The organism is Salinicola avicenniae (assembly GCF_023736115.1).
GTDB lineage: Bacteria > Pseudomonadota > Gammaproteobacteria > Pseudomonadales > Halomonadaceae > Salinicola > Salinicola avicenniae.
On sequence record NZ_JAKQZC010000006.1, the window covers coordinates 1 to 15,659 of the forward strand.

Annotated in this window: 11 protein-coding genes; 9 read left to right on the top strand and 2 right to left on the bottom strand. The window is 62.2% G+C overall.

Going from position 1 to position 15,659, the window contains the following annotated elements; genetic code table 11:
* The 6 genes from MC381_RS14605 to MC381_RS14630 form a co-directional block, all read left to right on the top strand.
* On the top strand, positions 1–1,633 hold a 1,633-nt coding region (locus tag MC381_RS14605; protein ID WP_251978496.1), incomplete at its 5' end, for a DUF2345 domain-containing protein.
* Between the two features lie 3 nt (positions 1,634–1,636).
* Positions 1,637–2,524, top strand: a complete 888-nt coding sequence (locus MC381_RS14610; protein WP_251978497.1) for a DUF4123 domain-containing protein — start codon at positions 1,637–1,639, stop codon at positions 2,522–2,524.
* Positions 2,517–5,270: a T6SS effector BTH_I2691 family protein gene (locus MC381_RS14615; protein WP_251978498.1), complete on the top strand. Its 2,754-nt coding sequence runs from the start codon at positions 2,517–2,519 to the stop codon at positions 5,268–5,270. Before MC381_RS14610 ends, MC381_RS14615 begins: the two co-directional genes overlap by 8 nt.
* A 1-nt stretch (position 5,271) precedes the next feature.
* Positions 5,272–6,345, top strand: a complete 1,074-nt coding sequence (locus tag MC381_RS14620; RefSeq protein WP_251978499.1) for a DUF6708 domain-containing protein — start codon at positions 5,272–5,274, stop codon at positions 6,343–6,345.
* Positions 6,346–6,595: 250 nt separating this feature from the next.
* On the top strand, positions 6,596–7,795 hold the full coding sequence (locus tag MC381_RS14625) for a CaiB/BaiF CoA transferase family protein (protein WP_251978500.1): 1,200 nt from the start codon (positions 6,596–6,598) through the stop codon (positions 7,793–7,795).
* A gap of 113 nt (positions 7,796–7,908) precedes the next feature.
* Positions 7,909–8,757 (top strand): HpcH/HpaI aldolase/citrate lyase family protein, encoded by an 849-nt coding sequence (locus MC381_RS14630; protein WP_251978501.1) that lies wholly within the window; start codon positions 7,909–7,911, stop codon positions 8,755–8,757.
* Between the two features lie 51 nt (positions 8,758–8,808).
* Here MC381_RS14630 and MC381_RS14635 read toward each other — a convergent pair whose 3' ends face one another.
* Entirely contained in the window at positions 8,809–10,527 is a 1,719-nt protein-coding gene (locus tag MC381_RS14635) for a bifunctional protein-serine/threonine kinase/phosphatase (RefSeq protein ID WP_251978502.1), read from the bottom strand.
* A gap of 199 nt (positions 10,528–10,726) precedes the next feature.
* Here MC381_RS14635 and ppa point away from each other — a divergent pair, with 199 nt between their 5' ends.
* Positions 10,727–11,257: an inorganic diphosphatase gene (gene ppa, locus MC381_RS14640; RefSeq protein ID WP_251978503.1), complete on the top strand. Its 531-nt coding sequence runs from the start codon at positions 10,727–10,729 to the stop codon at positions 11,255–11,257.
* 173 nt (positions 11,258–11,430) lie between these two features.
* Here ppa and MC381_RS14645 read toward each other — a convergent pair whose 3' ends face one another.
* Complete coding sequence (locus MC381_RS14645) at positions 11,431–12,576, bottom strand: DUF2333 family protein (RefSeq protein ID WP_251978504.1); 1,146 nt, start codon at positions 12,574–12,576, stop codon at positions 11,431–11,433.
* A 290-nt stretch (positions 12,577–12,866) separates the two neighbouring features.
* Between MC381_RS14645 and dsbD the strand changes: the two genes are divergently transcribed.
* Positions 12,867–14,915, top strand: a complete 2,049-nt coding sequence (gene dsbD, locus MC381_RS14650) for a protein-disulfide reductase DsbD (protein ID WP_251978505.1) — start codon at positions 12,867–12,869, stop codon at positions 14,913–14,915.
* Positions 14,916–15,172: 257 nt separating this feature from the next.
* A complete protein-coding gene (gene aroQ, locus MC381_RS14655; protein WP_251978506.1) occupies positions 15,173–15,616 on the top strand; it encodes a type II 3-dehydroquinate dehydratase in 444 nt (147 codons plus the stop codon).
* Positions 15,617–15,659: the final 43 nt, after the last annotated feature.

The following is a 15,659-nucleotide window of genomic DNA, read 5'->3' on the forward strand; positions in this document are numbered from 1 at the left end:
CGAAGCCGAGCGTCAGTTCCTGCTCCTCGGCGTCACTGTCCACGCTGAGAACGCCCTGCCCGTCTCCGCCCAGCTCAAGGCCCTGCCGGGCAGCCTGCAGCCGCAGCTCGACGCCGCCAAAAAGGCGCACGGATTGGAAGGTGACGATGTTAACGGCAATCGGGCCGACCCCACCGGCGAGCGTCTGTCGGATTATGCGACTGGCGGCACCGGCCATTTCCTCGTGGATCTCGAGGCCCAGCGGCGCACGCAGCCCTATCGCCATCCGCTGACCCACCACCGGCCCGTCATCGGCGGCCCGCAGACCGCCACCGTGGTCGGCCCCGCCAATGAAGAGATCCATACCGATCATCTCAACCGCGTGCGCGTGCAGTTCCACTGGGATCGCCAGGGTCAGCACGACGAGAACTCGAGCGTCTGGCTGCGTGTCTCCCAGCCCAACGCCGGCGCCGGCTGGGGCGGCGTGTTCGTCCCGCGTGTCGGCCAGGAAGTCCTCGTCGACTTTCTCGAAGGCGACGCCGACCGCCCGCTGATCACCGGCCGGGTCTACAACGGCGAACAGACCCCCGACTGGCACAGCCATGGGTTGCTCTCCGGATTCAAGAGCAAGACCTATCGCGGCAGCAAGTACAACGAACTGGTGTTCGACGACGCCACCGACCAGGAACGCGTGCGGCTCAACTCCGAAGCCGAGAAGAGCCAGCTCAACCTGGGCTACCTGATCCACCAGACCGGCAACACCCGCGGTGCCTTCCGCGGTACCGGGTTCGAGCTACGCACCGACGCCTATGGCGCCATCCGTGCCAATCAGGGGCTCTACCTCACCAGCTGGGGCCAGCTCGGGGCCAGCGGCGACCAGCTCGACCTCACCCCGGCCAAACAGCAGCTCGACAGCGCTTATAACCTCACCGACGCCCTCAGCCAGAGCGCCCAGGATCACAACGCCGAGGCGCTCGAGGCCCGCGAGCATCTCAAGCAGGCCGGCGAGGACGCCGACGACACCTACGGCACCAGCGAACAGCTCGCCGGTTCATCGGGACAGGCCGACCAGAGCAACGCCGCCGGCGCCAGCGACAGCGGCGGCCGAGGCGAATCCGCGCGCATGAAAGCGCCGTGGTTGCACATGGCCTCGCCCGCCGGCATCACGCTGAGCACGCCCGAGTCGACCCACCTGGCGCAGGGCCAATCGCTGAGTATCTCGAGCGGCGAGGACGTCAACGTCGCCACCGGCAAGAGCCTGATCGCCTCGATCTCGGAGAAACTCTCGCTGTTCGTGCAGCGGGCCGGGATCAAGCTCTTCGCGGCCCGGGGCAAGGTCGAGGTGCAGGCGCAATCAGATAATCTCGAGGCCACCGCCAAACGCGATGTCAGCGTGGCCTCCAGCGATCAGAAGATCGACCTCGCCGCCGCCGAAGAAATCCTCTTGGTCAGTGGCGGCGCCTACGTGCGCATCAAGGGTGGCGATATCGAGCTTCACGCGCCCGGCAAGGTCACGGTCAAAGGCGCGACGCAAAGTTTTGGCGGGCCGGCGAGTATGGACACCACGTTGCCGGGGTTGCCAGACGGGGAGTGTGAAAAGCAGTTCGCAGGCGCCGATAAGTCGGCCGCAGGCAGTTCGCCTGTGGGAGGCTAATCCATGTCGGTATTGAGGGAGCCACCTCAACTTCACGCCCATGATGCGACGCTAACGACCGCATCGCTGCGTCAATTCGACTATGCCGTGATCAACCCTTTGATCGTGCACGAGCGAGACTGGCACGATCTGCCGGTCCACGCGTTGGAAACGTCACCTGCACCAGCGCGGGCGCATCGCTTGCCACAGCTCGTCGATCTTCACACTTTGTCTGATGAAACGTGCGACGACCTTATCGACCGGACCAGGCGTTATCGCAAACGTGGTGCCTTGTTTTTCTCGGCATTGATGATGGGAAAATCCGATCTCGAGCAGACGGCCCATCATCTGCGTCGTCAGCTGTTGCAGCGACGTCCGGGCGACCGCCGCTATTACTGGTTCCGCTATTATGATCCGCTCGTCTTCCGCCATCTGGCGTGGCTGCTGACACCGACGCAGTTGGCCCGACTCCTGGGCCCTCTCGATCAATGGTCCTGGTTCGATAGCCTGGGCCGGTCTTATGCCCTGAAACGCCCTGAAGTCACGACATCCATCGATTGGATGGAGCTGACTCGCGCCCAGTGGTCGCGTATCGATCGCTTTGCGAACCTGAATCGAAGCCTGCGCCGTTTGACCCTGTTGGCGCCCGATTGGCCACAGGACACGATCCATTGGCAGTGGCTGGATCATGCCCTGGGTCATGCGCAGCGCTCAAGCCTATCGTCCGACGATCAGGCGTTACTGGCAGAACGAGCGGCCATGCATCTGCCGGACTTGGCCGGACAACACCTGTTGGAATTGTTCATGGCGATAGCGACGCGGCGCCTATCCGACACTGGCGGCCATCTCGATGCATGGCATGACGCCGAATGGAACATCCTCATTTCAGAGTTAAGGAGCGGCCATGAGTAGCGCCGATAGTCCTCGCCCCGATTGCAGTTTCTGTGGCGGCGGTGGCCTGCCGATACTACCCGTACGATATGCCGTGGCGCGTAGTGATGATGTCAGCCTCACCGCCCCCGAATTGCCAGCGGATCTCGCGGACGATGCGGTCTCGCAAGTCGCTCTGTCGGGAGGCCAGCACTACACGCTGAGGCTGCTGCGAGAAGGATTCCTGTATGTATTCAACGCAGCCCGTGGACGCTGGCAGGGCTACTATGTGACCGATGAAGGCTTTCTCAGTCGCTACATCGATGTCACAAACGCCGAGTTACTGGCGCTCGACCCCAATGCGCCGGGACCGCTCGATGCCGATATCCATGCGTCGGTAGAGGATGACGAGTTCCCCTGCCGCGGCAATCCCGAGCATGTCTATCCAGGGCGTTGCATTACGATACCGACGGCTCAGGATGCCACCGAGCTTTACCTCGCCTTTTCGGATGACCGCTGGACCAAACGGGTATGGAAAGCGCACGCCGCCAATACGGATGGCCGACGTGATGCCATGCGTAGGCTCTCCCTAACACAATGGAAAAGCGGCTCGGCTGACTACACCCGTCCCCTCAACGAACTCGGAGAGCGAGTGGCCGAGGCCAATTTTCCTTGGGTACAACGCCAACCGAGCGACACAGAAAGCGGCGAAGCACCCCAGAGCACGGAAGTGAGTGCGCTGAGCCACAGCCTGGCACCCGTCAACGGGATACGGGACGATGTCGATGGACTTATCGAGTGGTCGCAACGCCAGGCCACATCAAGCGAGATGACACCAGCGCTGTTCGTGCTCGACGATCCGGCCGGCGTCACCAGCGATCTCGCCGCGCTACTCGAAGCACGGGAGCATGAGTTCAACGAGCAGGAAGCGATCAAGCGACCCTTCGTGACGGCGGGGGTCATCAATGCGCTGCGTGACGGCTTACGGGAGCGGGCTCGGATGCAGCGCGCCAATAAGATTGTCGAGGAACGCCTCGAACATGAGTACTACCGTACTTATGGCGGCCCGCCGGGCATGTCGCATGAGCTCAAAGCCAATTTCGAGCGCCGGCAGCAGGAAGACCCGGTCTATCGGCAAGAGGTCGAGGCCACACGGTCGGCAGCCTACCAGGGCATCAGTGAGGCTGAACTTGAAGAGGCCGCCGACGATGCCTGGGACAAATATGGCGATAAGCTCCGCCCCGACGAGCCCGATCACTGGATGGAAAGCACTTATCGCGCACAGTTATCGGTTTACGATAAAGACAACATGCAACCACTGGCATCGGCTTATATGAGCTGGTTGACCGGTAATCCCCTGCTGATCTATCTCGATAACCGCTTCGATGACGATAGCGTCGAATCGGGTATCAGTTTTGTCTCCGTCATTTCCTTCGTGCTGCTGGGCACCCAGAGTTATACCTCCGCGTTCCGGCAATACGTGCAATGGCTCTCATCGACGGACATTGCCGACGACAACCTGCTGCTAAGGGCGCTGTGTCTCAACCACAAGGAGCTACAGACAAGCGTGCTCGCGGCTGCTGATCAAGCGAGAGCTGATAGCGAGGCACAACGTTTAGACGAGACAGGGGATACCTTTCGCACTATACCTTGGGGACCTCTGATAGCCAGTTTCGTTGGCCTGACCAAAGATTTTCCTGATGAAATGGTCTCTCCAGCTTGGTTAATTGGCCGACTGTTCGGCCCCATGATGAGCGCGGTCAACAGTGAACGCGTGCCTCGCCCTCTGCTGATCGCGTTAGGAGTGACCTCAGCAAGGCCCGTAAGGGTTTTTGAAAAGCGAGGGACTACACAAAAGCAGGCAATACCAGCCTTGAGCAATAAATTACGAACCATTTACCCACAACTAGACGACGTCAACATAAAAGAGTTCGAGAGAAAAATTAGGGTTAATACTCGCTCTTTGCGACAAATGAACAACTCCGTCGCTGGACAGCACGATTATTCATTCGCAATAAGGCATATCGAGCTGGGCGAGTTGAGTGATTACGACTCCGAGACCCGTCTAATGAACCAGGCACTAACCGCGCTGGAGCCTATGTCTGAGGTTGGCGGACGAGCCGGCGCGGGGGAAAAACTTGCGGCTTTGATCGCCAACCGTGAGATCTCGGCAGGTGTATTGAATGTCTTCTTTGCCGTCTGCACCTTCAACAATTATCTCTCTGGAATGAACCGACTGCTGGACGAACCTATCCGAAAACAGGGGCGTTTGATGGGAGCAGGAATGGCCGTCTCCGGGGCAGGACTAGAACTGGTTGGAGACACATTAAAACAGGCAAAAAAAACCTTCGTTACTTCGGAACAACTGCTAGGGAGACCTAGTAAGTTTCTCCTAAGGTTAGGGATTCGTTTCAGCCTAGCAGGGGGGTTACTGCTTGGAGCGATGGATCTTTGGGAAGGAGGCGAAGAGTGGGCTGATGGCGAACTTACGTTAAGTACCTTACACCTAGTTTCCGGCATATCTACTGTGGGCGCCAGTTTGGCCATCTTCTCCATCGGAGCAGGCATGACTGGGGCTCTCTCGATCGTAGCCCTTTGGTGGGTAGCTGGTATATTAGGGGTTTTTGCAATCGCAGCGACCCTCGCTATTTGGTGGTTTACTGAAGATGATTTACAGAAATGGCTAGCCGAATGCGCCTTCGGAAAGCGGGGCAACTTGAACTTGGGCTCCGCCGCCCTGGAAAGTGAGCTGCAGAATCTCAAAGCCATTACTCAAGAGAGAGACTAAAATGCGGCCGTCCGCGCGGGATTATTACAACCTTTACATCAAAGGAAACTGGGGCTTTTCTAGCACCACCTCAAAGCTTTTAAAGCTGGAAGGAGAAATCAAAACTCTTGACAAAAAAACTAAAACCCTAAAAGTCGACGGCACGAAACTAAACGACACCGTAATAAAAACAAACTCAGTATTTATTGAGGCAGTGGACCCTGGCAATCGCCTACGTGGCGTGCCATCTTTTTTTGGTCTAATCGGAGGTGTACCATTTCTTTTAGGGCTCTTTGCCCTATTATACATACTGTCTAGCCACAGCGAAAAACTTCCTATTTTTGTAATTGTTCTCGCCATACTAACACTGATTACTAGCTTTGTATTTGTACTACCGATCACTTCCTCATTGGTAAGCAGGGAATTATTTCGCAAAACTCACTATCCTATACGTTTCAATCGTCGTGACCGCAAAGTCTATGCCTGGTCTCAGGATATGGGCATCGTCACCATGAATTGGAATGACATCCAGTTTTATAGCAGTCAGGCGACCAAATCTCAGGATCGTCGGGGTATGTCGCGTGAGGAGATTCGCGGATACGTACGAGATAGTAACGGCAACATGCTCTATCACCTGGTCTTCTTCAAATACGAAGGCCTTAAAGGGATGAAAGGCGTGCTGGAGATCTGGGAGCTGGTGCGTCGCTATATGGAGGAGCCCGACGGCCATATTCAGGCCTATCAGGTCGACCAGCGTCTGCTGGATCTGGATGGCAAGCGTGAGAGTTTCATCCATTCGCTGATACAGGCCACGCAGGTGATGGCTGATAGTCGTGCGATCCAGCTGATTTTTGCACCGATGGTCATGTGGGCCGGCACCGGCCGTCTCATCGCCAAGTGGACCTGTCGCGTGCCGCATTGGCCCGCCTGGGTCGAAGAGAAATGCCAGGTTGCTCCGGACGATCCTTACGTCCGCAATCGCCACACCGAGCGTCCGCTGACCGCGAAGGAAATACTCTGGCCGCTGTTGTGTTTTCTGCTTGGCTGGGCAGAAGTGCTGGTGATCCTCTATTTCTGCTTTCGGGGCTATTTCTAAGACCGCTTCAACCCACACCGAAGCCCCCTCTCGGCAAAGGCGAATTCCTCCGATGATGTCTCCGAGGCGATGATCGGAGCTCGTGTCCGGCTTTTGCCCACTGCCGCTCTCACCCAGAATGCGACGTCCCTTAACCGGGGCGTCGAGGCGATCGCGCTGATACCTGTCAGTCGCTGCGCTGTCTGAGTTTGACAGGTACAGCGCGGCCGGGCACGGCTCATTACACATCCCTTCAGGATCAGGATGCTTCATGACCATGACTTCGCCTCGCCCACTCGACGGCATCACTGTCGTCAGCCTGGAACACGCCATCGCCGCGCCCTTCTGTACGCGCCAGCTTGCCGATCAAGGTGCGCGTGTCATCAAGATCGAACGCCCTGAAGTCGGAGATTTCGCGCGCGGCTACGACACCCGCGTCAAGGGGTTGTCGTCGCACTTCGTCTGGACCAACCGCTCGAAGGAGAGCCTGACGCTCAACCTCAAGCACGAGGCCGCACGCCCGGTTCTCGATGAACTGCTGGTTGAGGCCGACGTGCTGGTGCAGAACCTGGCGCCGGGCGCCGCCGCACGGATGGGGCTCGATTTCGATACGCTCCATGCACGCTACCCGCGGCTGATCGTCTGCAATATCTCCGGCTACGGCCAAGGGGGGCCGCTGGAGACCAAGAAGGCCTACGACCTGCTGATCCAAAGCGAAGCCGGCTTCCTGTCCGTTACCGGCGGGCCAGAACCGGAGGCGATGGCGAAAGCCGGCTGTTCGGTGGCCGATATCGCCGCTGGCATGTATGCCTACAGCAATATTCTCTCCGCCCTTTTATTGCGGGGCCGGACAGGCGAAGGCTCGAATATCGATGTCTCGATGCTCGAAGGCCTGGTCGAGTGGATGGGTTACCCGCTCTACTACGCTTTCGACGGCGCGACACCGCCGCCGCGCGCGGGCGCTTCGCACTCGACCATCTACCCTTACGGCCCCTTCCCCACCGGACAAGGCGGTACGGTCATGCTGGGCCTGCAAAACGAGCGCGAGTGGCAACGGTTCTGCGATACCGTGCTCCAGCAACCGGCCTTGGCCGAAGACAACCGTTTCGACACCAACGCCAAACGCTCGGCACAGCGCGACACGCTGCGCAGCATCATCGATTCGGTGTTCTCGGCGCTGTCTCCGGAAGCCGTGATTGCCCGGCTGGACGAGGCGCAGATCGCCAACGCGCATGTCAACGACATGGCGGGTGTCTGGGCTCACCCGCAACTGGCGGCGCGGGAGCGCTGGCGCGAGGTCGGCAGCCCACAGGGGCCATTGCCGGCACTACTGCCCCCGGGGCGCAACGCCGCGTTCGAACCGCGCATGGATCCGGTACCCGCGCTTGGCGAGCACAGCGAGGCTATCCTGAAGCAGCTTGGCTATGCCGAAGACGATATCGCCCGCCTGCGCGAGCATGGGACGATCTGAACCAGGGTGGCGGCGTTGACGCCGGCGCCCATTCTCTCGTCTGTGACGTCTCGATTTCCGGATACCCTCTTTAGGCACCATCTTTAGGTCACCCTCTTCAGGACACCGCCCTCATGACACAGCAAGATCTGCCCCAGCCAGACAGCCCCGCCGTCACGCCACGCTCCGCGCTGTTCGTGCCGGCTAACCGGCCGGAACGCATTCCCAAGGCGCTGGCGAGCGGCGCCGACATCACCATTGTCGATCTGGAAGATGCGGTCGCGGCGGAGGCCAAACCCGCGGCGCGGCAGGCCCTGCTGACGTATCTGACGCAGGCGTCGCCCCGTTCTGTCTGGGTGCGCATCAACGCCGACGACGATGATGTGCTCGAGGACCTTGCCATCTGTCAGGACCAACCGGGCGTCGCCGGTCTGGTGGTGCCGAAGGCGGAAAGCCCGCGCGCGCTGGCCCAGGCGGCAGCGCTGGGCCGGCCGATCATGCCGTTGATCGAGAGTGCCATCGGGCTTCAGCGGCTCGATGAGCTGGCACGCGTGGAGGGCATTGCCCAGCTTAGCTTCGGCGCACTGGATCTAGGGCTCGATCTCGGGATCGACCCGCACAGCGAGGGCGGCCGCTGGATGCTGGATCAGGCTCGTTACCAACTGGTGCTGCAGTCGCGCCTGGCCGGACTGTGCGCGCCTATCGAGACTGTGCATCCGGAGTTCCGCGATACCAGTGTGGTTGCCGCCGCCGCCCGGCGCGCTGTCGACATGGGGTTCGGCGGCATGCTCTGTATCCATCCGCGCCAGGTCGAGATCGTGAACGCCGCGTTTCATCCCGGAGATGACGAACTGGCGTGGGCCCGGCGTGTGCTGGCGGCCGCCGAACAGGACGCCGGCGCCGCTCAGGTCGACGGACAGATGATCGATGCTCCCGTTATGGAGCGGGCGCGCCGCTTGCTGGCCCGGGCCAACCGCCGCTGATTCGCAACATGGCATCGATCGGCCGCGTCTTGCCGGTCACGAGATAGCGAGTCACTTCAGCCACCAGGAGAGAATCAGCAGCAGCAGCAGCACGGTCGCGATCGCCTGCCAGACGTTGGCGGGCTCACGCCAGGGCGGTTTACGGCTGCTCTCGTCGTGGCGCGGCGTTGGCCGCAGGTGGTAGGCGAACTCGGAGATACGCCGGAAGCGCAGCGCCCGCAGCGGGTCCAGCGAGCGCCGCAGCGCATCGTCGAGATCGCTGCTGATCGCCGGATTGCTGAGCGCGGCGGGGCGATAGGTCATCTGCTCGAGATCGGTGTGGCTGCGCAGGTGATTGGGCAGCATGGTATACGGCAGATGTCCGGTGAGCATCCAGTAGATCGTGGAGGCGAGCGAGTACTGATCGCTGCGCCTGCCGACCTCCGTATCCAGCGCATACTCCGGCGCGCTGTGTTCGGTCAGCCCGACCTGCCGCGCCAGCTCTCGCGCCTCGCCCAGCCCGTCGCCGTCGCGCTTGTGGCAGGCACCGAAGTCCGTGAGCAGCAGGTTGCCATGGCGGTCGATCAACACGTTGTCCGGGTGCACATGCTGGTGCAGGACATCATGGCGGTGCAGCGCCTGAACCGCCTTCACCAATTGTCGTGCGATCTCCAGCCGCTGCTCCAGACTCGCCCGCGGATGGCGCCCCAGCCACTCGGTCAGCGTCTCGCCGTCGATATAGCCCATCAAATAGTAGAGATGCCGCCTCGGCCGGGCAGGCTCGACCACCTTGACCACGAACGGCGAGTTAACGCGCTCGACCACCCACTGCTGCAGTCCGAAATGTTCCAGATAGACGTTGCGCGTGGAGAGCTCGGGGCTCGGTGCCTTGAGCACCATGTCGCGCCCCGTACGACTGTCACGAACCCGATAGAGGCGCGCCTTGGCCGTCCGCGACAAGACCTCGACAACCTCGAGGCCGTCGATGCGATCGCCACCGGCAAGCTCCGGCGGCACCGGCAGATGATGGAAGACACGCGGCTGCTGGTCGGCGATCTCCTCCGGCAGACGGTCGACGCGCACCAGTTGGAAGCAGAACTGATTGGCGTTGTAGCCGCGCTCTATCGCGCGCTGGTTGGCCGCTTCGGTCAAGCGCTCGCAGGCCGCGTCGAGATCGCTGACATCGGCCCGGATCAGTTGCACGTATTCCGATGGCACCAGCGTGCCTCGCACGGCCTGGGTCATGAACAGGAAGAGGTCTCCCTGCTTGAGCGGAAAGGTCGAGTAGTCGATATCGACGTGCCCATCCATGCCCAGCGCCCGCGACGGATAACGGTAGCCCCCCAGGTCGGTGACGTGATCCCGGGTCAGTTGCTCGAACTCCGCCCCACGGATACGAAAGACCAGCGTGTCGCCCATGTGAAAAAGGTGCGCCTCGTGCTGGTGGAAGATCATCGCCGACAGCGAACAGATGTAGCTGCCGCCCTCGATATAACCGCTCTGGCTATAGCACCAGCTGTTGAGCGCCCGCAGTACTCGAGTCGCGGAGGTCTTGATATCCCAGTGTTCGGGCGTCGAGTAGTAATCGGCGAGAAACCCGCGCACGCTCAGGTCGCCGGCCTGCTTGGCAATCGAGTTACGCCAGGTGGAGTCGCTGATGAGCGCACACCCCCCCTTGGAAAGCAGCTGGTCACCCTGCGGAATCTGAACCGACATGGAGCTGCGGTGCCGATGCAGATCCGGTGCCACGAAGGCCTGGCCGTAGGACAGTGACAACGCGCTTTTCGACAACAGTTCTCTCCCCCATGAATCGATCCGTTCAGGTCAGTGGCGCGTGCCAGCGGCCGGATTCGCCCATCGCCGCCGCCCTGACATTCGGCTTCGACAGCGAGTGACCACCGACCGGATTGGTAATCGGCCATGCCTGTTCGTATAATTCTCCGGATTTTCGCCCGCTGGTGTTCAACCTGCAAACCGCAAGGACTCGACGATGAGTTTCGACAAGATTCCCGCCGGAAAGGATCTCCCCAACGACGTGTACGTGGCGATCGAGATTCCCGCCAACCACGCGCCGATCAAGTACGAGATCGACAAGGAGATGGACGCTCTGGTCGTGGACCGTTTCATGGCCACCCCGATGTTCTATCCGGCCAATTACGGCTTTATTCCGAACACCCTGGCCGACGACGGCGATCCGCTGGATGCGCTGGTCGTCACTCCCTATCCGGTCCAGCCCGGTAGCGTGATTCGCGCTCGTCCGGTTGGCGTGCTCAACATGTCCGACGAAGCCGGCGAAGACGCCAAGCTGGTCTGCGTGCCGCACGAGAAGCTGACCGCGCTTTACGACGACGTGCGCGAAGTGACCGACCTGCCCGAGCTGCTGCGCCAGCAGATCGCGCATTTCTTCGAGAACTACAAGGATCTCGAGAAAGGCAAGTGGGTCAAGATCGACTCCTGGGACGGTGCCGACGCGGCACGCAAGGCGATCGAGAAGTCTATCGCCGCCTACGAGAACGAATAAGGCGCACGGCGGCGCGCCCCGCGCGACCGCCATGTTCAAAAACGCCGCCCCGGTCAGATACCGGGGCGGCGTTTTTTGTGGCGTCTCGCCCGAACCGCTCGTGTTGCTGGAGCCAGCGCCGGGCTCTCGCACAAGGATACCGCTCGCCTGCCGGCTTTCGAGTTGCAGCCCAGTCAGAGCTGGGCGCGAATCTCGCCGATCAGCTGCGTGGCACGAACGGTGTAGTTGGCCATCATCAGCGAGTGGTTGGCAAACAACCCGAAACCGGAACCGTTGAGAATCACTGGGCTCCAGAGCCGCGCCTGCGAGGCTTCCAGCTCCGCGATCAATTGATCGAACTGCGTGCTTGCCCCGGCCGTCTCGATCGCCTCGGCATAGTCGATCTGTGCAGCGCGCATCAGCTGTGCCAGCGCCCAGGTCGTGCCACGCGCTTCGAAGAAAACGTTGTCGATATGGAACCAGGGCGTGCGCTCGCGCTGGACATCACCGCTCGGCGACTGCCCCACATTCGCCGCGAGCTGGCGCGTCTGGGTACGCAGCCGCTGCTGCGCGACCGCCAGCCAGGCAGACAGATTCTCGGCGCTCGGCGACCCCGGCGCCTCTGATTGGCCGGGCGTTGCCGCGGCGCTCTCGCCATCGGCTGCGCTATCCGGACCGCCATCGGTCTCTGAAGACTCGTCGCCGCTGGCACTCGCCGCATCCCGGTTGGCCACCGCCGCCTCATCGGTATCGGCGGCTTGCGAGGGTGAGCTTGCGCGGCTCGCGTTCTCCAGCGCCGTGAACGCCTCACCGAGATCGTTGCGCGCGGACAGTAGCTGTTTTTCCGCCGTCGGCCATCGCCAGCTGTCGAGATCGCCGCCGAGCGCGTCTTCGGCGTGCGAGAGCGGCGCCTGGCCGATATCCAGGCCGTCGCCCAGCGCCGCGACCGCATCCTGCACCTGCCTCGTCACGCCTTTTTCCCAGTTCGGCATGTTGTCGAGCCAGAGCCCCGGCGGCATCACGTCGTTGCGCAGGTAGCCCCCCGGCTTGTTCAACAGCGTATCGAGCATGGCCAGGTTGGTCGCCAGCAGCGCCTCGCCTGGCTGAATCGTCGCCGAACCGGCGCCGGTGTCGACCGCCTGCGGAAAGCCACGCTGACGCTCCACGGCCTGCTGTGGCGATACCGGGCTGGGTGTCCAGCTCCACCAGATGCCCAGCACGATACAGACCAGCAGGTAGATGACCACCAGCGCGACCAGCGGCTTCCAGATCCAGCCGTACTGGGGCGTCTCGAGCGGGTTGGTTCGCGTATCGGTCGATGTCTTGCGAAACAGGGCCATGGACGATCCTTGTCATTCCAGGTGGAGGGCGCCCCGGGTTGGGCATCGCTTCAGTCTATCCTATCATGCAGCGTCTGCCGCGCAGCCCGCCTTTGGTGCAGTCCCCGGCACGTCGACCGACAGTGCGCGACACGGGACAACCCGAACGGCGAGCAGGCACTTTTTACCTGTTTCGCGATCAAACCTGCCGCTGCGCCTGACAATCCGGCGTCACGCAGGCAGGATGCGCAGCCCTATTGCCGTTACCGAAGGTCACGGCGCCAATTGCTTGTCGGGAAACCCGCTTCAGAATGTCGCGTCTCTACTTACTGCTCGTTGCCTGCTGTCTGGTTCTATCCTGCGCCAACGCACAGGCCGCCTGGCCGTTTTCGTCCTCCGAGAAGGACAACACCGCCGCTGCCGGCAACCCGTCCCAGTTTCTGCCGGTGGACGAGGCCTTCCAGGCCTATGCCTGGCATGATGACTCGCGCGTCTACGTCGGCGTGCGCGCCCGCCCCGGGTACTATCTCTATCGCCAGCGTTTCGCGCTGGAGAGCAGTGATCCCCATCTCTCTCTCGGCACGCTGCAGATGCCCGCCGGCACCTTCAAAAACGACCCCTATCTCGGCGACGTGCATATCTTTCGCGACCGGGTTCAGCTCAGCGCCCCGTTGCCGCCGGCCGCGACCGCTGACCGCGAAGGCGCCCTGCCGGTCACGCTCAGCTTTCAGGGCTGCGCCGACGCCGGCCTCTGCTATCCGCCCGAGCACTGGTCGCTCTCGGCCCGCGCCGGCTCGGCTCCAGCGGGCTATACCGATGCCAGCGACGATGCCCAAGCTTCGCCACTGGGCTCGACACCGGCATCGGGCAACGCCCCGTTCGCAGCCGATCCTGGCCCGGCTCCTCAGGCCGACCCGATCGGCGCGCCCTCCTCGCCTCCGGCGGCATCCGCCAAGACGTTGCCCCTCACGACAGGAGACGCGGCCTCTCTTGCCCCCGTCAGTGACGACGGCCACTTTCAATCGCTGCTGCGCGGTGGTCTCGGTATCGCCTCTCTGGGGTTTTTCTTCCTCGCCGGCCTAGGGCTGACCTTCACGCCATGCGTACTGCCGATGGTGCCGATCCTGACCTCGATCATCGTCGGCCAGCATGCCGGGCGCCGCCGAGCCTTGGTGCTGTCGGTCAGCTATGTCGTCGGCATGGCACTCACCTTCACCCTGCTCGGTACACTGATGGGGCTGTTCGGTGCGTCGCTGAACCTGCAGGCGCGCCTGCAGTCTCCTTGGGTACTCATTCCCTTCGCGCTGCTGTTCGTGCTCTTTGCCTGTGCGATGTTCGGCCGTTTCGATCTGCGCCTACCAAACGGCCTGAGCCAGCGCGCCGATGCCTGGCAGCAGCGGCTGCGCCGCAGCGGTCCGCTCGGGCTGGCCGTCGCCGGCGCGCTGTCGGTGCTGGTGGTATCGCCCTGCGTCTCTGCACCGTTAGCCGGGGCGCTGGTCTTCATCTCCTCCACCGGCGATACCGTGGCCGGCGCACTGGCACTGCTGGCGCTGGCGCTAGGCATGGGACTACCGCTGATTCTGGTGGGCACCTTCGGCACCCGCTGGTTACCGCGCACCGGCCACTGGATGAATAGCGTCAAGGCGCTATTCGGCGTGATGCTGCTGGGCGTCGCTATCTGGCTAATCGAGCGCCTGCTCCCTGGCCCACTGGCACTGGTGCTGTGGGGCGTGCTGGCGCTGGGGTGCGCCGTTGCGCTGGGGCCATGGCGACCGCTACCGACAGCGCAGGGCAGCAACCCATCCGGAGGCCTGCACCGGGCACCCGCCAGCGCCACCGGCGGCTGGCCCCTGATTCGCCAAACCGCTGGCTGGGTGCTTCTCGTCTGGGGTGTCGCCATGGTCTGGGGGGCGGCCCAGGGCCAGAGCGACCCTCTGCGCCCACTGCGCGGGCCGATGACGAGCGATCACTCGACGCCCGCGGCGCCGGTATTTCACACGGTCACCGATCTCGATCAGCTCTCGGCGGCGCTCGACGCCGCCCGCGAGGCCGGCCGCCCGGCCATGGTCGATGTCAGCGCCGAATGGTGTATCGCCTGCAAGGTGATGGAACGCGAAGTCTTCCCCGCTCCCGCGGTCGCGGCACGGCTCGCCGACTTTGCGCTGATTCGCGCCGACGTCACCGATGACGTGCCGGCCAGCCGCGAACTGCTGGCGCATTACCGGCTGTTCGGTCCGCCAGCCTTTCTGTTCTTCGCCGGGGACCATGAACTCACGCGCGCCCGAGTCCAGGGCGAAATGGAGGCTGACGCCTTCGCCGCGCACCTGGCCACGGTCGAGCGTCTCTCGGCTCAAGACTGACGCCGACGGCGAGAGGCGCCGCCTGATTCACCAGGCTTTACAACCGCCGACCACTTCGCCCCGGGAGCCTATGGCCGCCTGGGCTAGCGCTTACACACCATTAACGAACATCGTTCGAGCGTCAGGGTGGACACCTGCCAGATTTTTCGGCAAACTTCGGGCCACTGAAAAACACGCCGCCGATGACGCCATCTTGCAGGAAAGTGACGTGAACTCGGCAAAGCGCGACAGGGTTAACAGCGCCAGGAAAGCGATCAATGGCTAGACTCCTCGTTCTCAACGGTCCCAATCTCAACCTGCTCGGCACCCGGGAGCCGGCGGTCTACGGCACCACGACGCTCGAGGATATTCGCCTGCGACTGACCGAACGCGCCCTCGCCGCCGGCCATCAGCTGGACTGGTTGCAGTCCAACGCCGAACACGAACTGGTCGAACGCGTTCACGCCGCCCGCCTCGAAGGCATCGACTTTATCCTGCTCAATCCCGCTGCGTTCACGCATACCAGCGTTGCACTGCGCGATGCGCTGACCGGCGTCGATATACCCTTCATCGAGCTGCATCTTTCCAACGTCCATGCCCGCGAGCCGTTTCGTACGCACTCGTACTTCACCGATGTCGCCCGCGGCGTGATTGCCGGTTTCGGGGCGGACAGCTACACATTGGCGTTGGAAGCCGCGCTGGCACAGCTAGCGTCACGCTAGATTGCCACTCCACTCTCGTCGTTCTCCGGAACGCTTCACCTGA

Coding starts and splice junctions, on each gene's coding strand:
- MC381_RS14610 (WP_251978497.1), top strand. CDS start 1,637: ATGTCGGTATTGAGGGAGCCACCTCAACTTCACGCCCATGATGCGACG.
- MC381_RS14615 (WP_251978498.1), top strand. CDS start 2,517: ATGAGTAGCGCCGATAGTCCTCGCCCCGATTGCAGTTTCTGTGGCGGC.
- aroQ (WP_251978506.1), top strand. CDS start 15,173: ATGGCTAGACTCCTCGTTCTCAACGGTCCCAATCTCAACCTGCTCGGC.
- MC381_RS14645 (WP_251978504.1), bottom strand. CDS start 12,576: ATGGCCCTGTTTCGCAAGACATCGACCGATACGCGAACCAACCCGCTC.
- MC381_RS14620 (WP_251978499.1), top strand. CDS start 5,272: ATGCGGCCGTCCGCGCGGGATTATTACAACCTTTACATCAAAGGAAAC.
- MC381_RS14630 (WP_251978501.1), top strand. CDS start 7,909: ATGACACAGCAAGATCTGCCCCAGCCAGACAGCCCCGCCGTCACGCCA.
- MC381_RS14625 (WP_251978500.1), top strand. CDS start 6,596: ATGACCATGACTTCGCCTCGCCCACTCGACGGCATCACTGTCGTCAGC.
- dsbD (WP_251978505.1), top strand. CDS start 12,867: ATGTCGCGTCTCTACTTACTGCTCGTTGCCTGCTGTCTGGTTCTATCC.
- ppa (WP_251978503.1), top strand. CDS start 10,727: ATGAGTTTCGACAAGATTCCCGCCGGAAAGGATCTCCCCAACGACGTG.